The following is a 3,822-nucleotide window of genomic DNA, read 5'->3' on the forward strand; positions in this document are numbered from 1 at the left end:
AGATGGATGATACCGCGCCGCAGGATATGACAGCCGCCGCGCCAGTCGATACGCCCCCTGAACCGCCCGCACCTGCGCCTGTTGACAGCCCGCCCGAGGCGAAGCCTGCGCCGCTTGCAATCATGCCCGCAGATGACAGCAGCGCCGATGCACCCCAAGATATGGCGACGGCCCCCTTGGCAGCGCCGGAGATCGGCCAAGATATTGAAATCACTCGGCTTAACGAGGCAATAGAAACGACACCGCCAGCCATGACACCGGATGCGCCGATCCTGCCTAACCCGATGGCTTTGGCCCCGATGGAACCTGACGCTCGCGATGATACCGCCATTGCGACGGATTCTGCGGCACCTGCACCTGTGATAACAACCCCGCCGGACGCGGACGAACCTATCGCCGGGGAAACCGTCGTAGTTGACCCCGTGCCGCAAGACGATGTGATGGAAGAAACCGCCCCCGAAGTTGAAGAAACCGCCCCCGAAGTTATTACCGCTAAAGACACGGCACCAGAAAATAGCGTGACCGTTGAAATCCCCGCCACGCCCGCAGAAGAACCGCAGACCGAAACATCCAAGCCCGACATGCCGACGACCGTCGTGGTCGAGGCGGCTCCGGTAACCAAAAGACCAACGGTTCTGGATGTGCCTGTCCCTACCGAAGCCCCAAGCATTGATACTGCCGCCAGCAAACCACGAGGTGCTGCTGTGACCGTGAACCGTTTGCCGACGGCACTATCGGGTGAACAGACAGATGCCGCCGTTCAACAGGCTCTGCCTTCCGGCGCGATTACCCGCTATGGCCAGCCCTTTGCCAACCCTGATGACAAACCCTTGATGGGTATCTTGTTGATCGACCAAGGCAGCGATCTGGACGGAGGAGAAGTCGGCATCGCCGCTCTGCGCAGCTTTCCTTATCCGATCAGCTTTGCCGTCGATGTGGACCTGCCCGATGCGGCCGAACGGATGACCATCTACCGCAACGAAGGGTTCGAGGTCTTGGCGATGGTTGATCTGCCCGACAGCGCGCAGGCGTCTGATGCGGAAACCACCCTTGCTGTTGCGCTGACCCGTCTGCCCGAAGTCATCGGCGTGCTGGAGGGGCAGGGCAACGGGTTGCAGCCCGACCGTGCATTGGCCGATCAGGTTACTGCGATTCTGGCAGAGGGCGGTCATGGGCTGGTCACACAGGACAAGGGGTTGAACACCATGCCCAAACTGGCAATCAAGGAAGGCGTGCCCGCCGCCGCGATTTTCCGCGACTTTGACAGCAAGGACCAGACACCCACGGTGATCCGTCGTTTTCTGGATCAAGCGGCGTTCAAGGCAGGAATTGAAGGATCGGTCATCATGCTGGGCCGGATGCGCCCCGAGACGATATCGGCGCTGTTGGTTTGGGGATTGCAAGATCGCGCCAGTCAGGTCGCATTGGCCCCCATCTCGGCCGTATTGCTGGCCGAGGAAGCCGAGTAAATTTTTATCCCAAAGGGTTAGATAATCTCGTCTTCGTCGAACAGCGGGTCGCTTTCCAACTGGGTAATCATATCTTCGACCGTGTCGGCAATCGCGCGCGGCATCAGCTTGGCCAGATGGAACACGGCGTCGCCCTCGTTGACGACGGGCAGGATGGCGCGGCCAATCAAGATGCCGTCAAAGGGTGCTACGATGTCTTCTTCGGTCTTGCCAAAGGGGTCTGACACCGTGGCAAGCGCATCGCCTTCCTTGACGGTCTCGCCTTCGGCGCGGAAAGTGCGCAGCAGGCCGCCCACGGGCGCGCGCAGCCAGCTTGAGCTGGAACAGACATGGGGTTGGCGACGCGATTCTGCGATGCCCTTGGCAGGCAACATATTTTCGGCGCGCATCACCCGTAAGATGCCAGCAACACCGGCGCGTACGGCCATTTCGTCAAACCTCAGCCCTTCGCCCGCCTCGTAAAGCAGCACAGGCGTGCCCCTGGCCGAGGCCACAGCGCGCAGTGACCCGTCGCGCAACGGCGACGTCAGAACGACGGGGGCGGCAAAGTTGATCGCCATCCGTCGGGTAATCGGGTCAGAGGGCGAAATCCGCACTTGCGGCAGGTTCGTGCGATGGATCGCGGCGGAATGCAGATCAATGCCGAAATCACAGCGCAAGACGACTTCGTTCAGGAAGATATGCGCCAAGCGCGACCCAAGTGAACCCGACGGGTGCCCCGGAAAACAGCGGTTCAGATCGCGGCGGTCGGGCAAGTACCGCGAGCGGTTCAGAAATCCAAAGGAATTCACCACGGGGATCACCAGCAAGGTGCCACGGAGGGATTTAAGCTGCGGGGCGCGCAGCAGCCGACGCACGATTTCGACCCCGATCAATTCGTCGCCATGCACGGCGGCGCTCACGAACATGGTGGGACCTTCGCGTTTGCCATGGATCACTTCGAGCGAGAGGCCAACGGGGGTGTGATCTGGCAAGATCGAAATGGGCAGATCAATCTGCTCACGGGTGCCCGGAGCCACCTTTTGAGCTGCGATTTCAAAAGGTGGCTGGTTGGGCATGATCAGTTATTTCCATTTCCGGCAAAGCGCGCGGCATCGGCAGCCGCACGGCGGATCGCGTCGGATTTATGGACGGTTTCCATATATTCCGCCTCGGCGTCGCTGTCATAGACCACACCGCCACCGGCCTGAATATACAGAGTTTTATCCTTGATGACTGCGGTGCGCAGGGCGATGCACATGTCCATGTCGCCGCCCGCACTAAAGTACCCGACACCGCCGCCATAAAGCCCGCGCTTTTCGGGCTCAAGTTCGTCGATGATCTCCATCGCGCGGACTTTGGGGGCACCTGATACGGTCCCTGCGGGCATGCCGGCAAAGAACGCATCCAGCACATCACGGTCATCACGCAATTCGCCCACCACGTTGGACACGATGTGCATGACATGGCTGTAGCGTTCGACGATGAATTCCTCGGTGGGGCGCACGGTGCCAATCTTGGCGACGCGGCCCACATCGTTGCGGCCCAGATCCAGCAGCATCAGATGCTCGGCCAGTTCCTTTTCGTCGGCCAGCAGGTCCGCTTCCAACGCGCGGTCTTCTTCCTCGGTCGCGCCGCGACGGCGGGTGCCGGCAACGGGGCGTATGGTGATTTCCTTGCCAAAGACCCTGACAAGGATTTCGGGCGAAGCCCCGACAACATGGAAGTCGCCAAAGTTGAAATAAAACATGAAAGGCGACGGGTTCGTACGCCGCAAGCTGCGATAAAGCGCAAAGGGGGGTTGCGAGAAACCCTGCGACCAACGTTGCGACGGCACCACCTGAAAGATATCGCCAGCGACGATATATTCGCGGGCTTTTTCGACGGCAGATTTATACCCTTCGCGGGTGAAATTGCTGACAGGGGCAGATTCTTCGTGCGCTTCGCCCAGATCGCGGCTTGCACCGGGCATGGCGCGTTCCAGATCACGCACCGCATCCATCACGCGTTCGGCGGCTTGGGCATAGGCGGCTTTGGCGGTCTGGCCGTTCGACACCCATGCGGGCGATACGATCGTGACCTCGCCCTTGACGCCATCAAGCACGGCAATCACCGACGGGCGCACCATCATCGCGTCAGGCAGGCCAAGCGGGTCGGGGTTGACGTTGGGCAGGTGTTCGATCAGCCGGATCATATCATAGCCCAGATAGCCAAACAGGCCAGCCGCCGCTTGGGGCAGGTCTGCGGGCAGGTCAATTTTCGATTCAGCTATCAGCGCGCGCAAGGTCTCCAGCGGATCGCCTGCGACGTCCTCGAACGCATCGGCATCATAGCGCGCCGCACGGTTCAGCGCCGATGTGGTGCCGTTGCAGCG

3 protein-coding genes are annotated in these 3,822 nt (G+C 60.8%); 1 reads left to right on the forward strand and 2 read right to left on the reverse strand.

Features of this window, described 5'->3' with window-relative positions:
• Positions 1–1,469: divergent polysaccharide deacetylase family protein (locus tag ABYT07_RS19660; RefSeq protein ID WP_372993708.1), on the forward strand; the 1,469-nt coding region annotated here is incomplete at its 5' end.
• Positions 1,470–1,486: 17 nt separating this feature from the next.
• Here the strand turns inward: ABYT07_RS19660 and ABYT07_RS19665 are convergent.
• Together ABYT07_RS19665 and trpE are read right to left on the reverse strand one after the other, a co-directional pair.
• Positions 1,487–2,527, reverse strand: coding sequence for a succinylglutamate desuccinylase/aspartoacylase family protein (locus tag ABYT07_RS19665; RefSeq protein ID WP_372993709.1), 1,041 nt, complete (start codon positions 2,525–2,527; stop codon positions 1,487–1,489).
• 2 nt (positions 2,528–2,529) lie between these two features.
• A partial coding sequence (gene trpE, locus ABYT07_RS19670) for an anthranilate synthase component I (protein ID WP_372993710.1) occupies positions 2,530–3,822 on the reverse strand: 1,293 nt, incomplete at its 5' end.

This window comes from Sulfitobacter sp., from assembly GCF_041552635.1.
GTDB lineage: Bacteria > Pseudomonadota > Alphaproteobacteria > Rhodobacterales > Rhodobacteraceae > Sulfitobacter.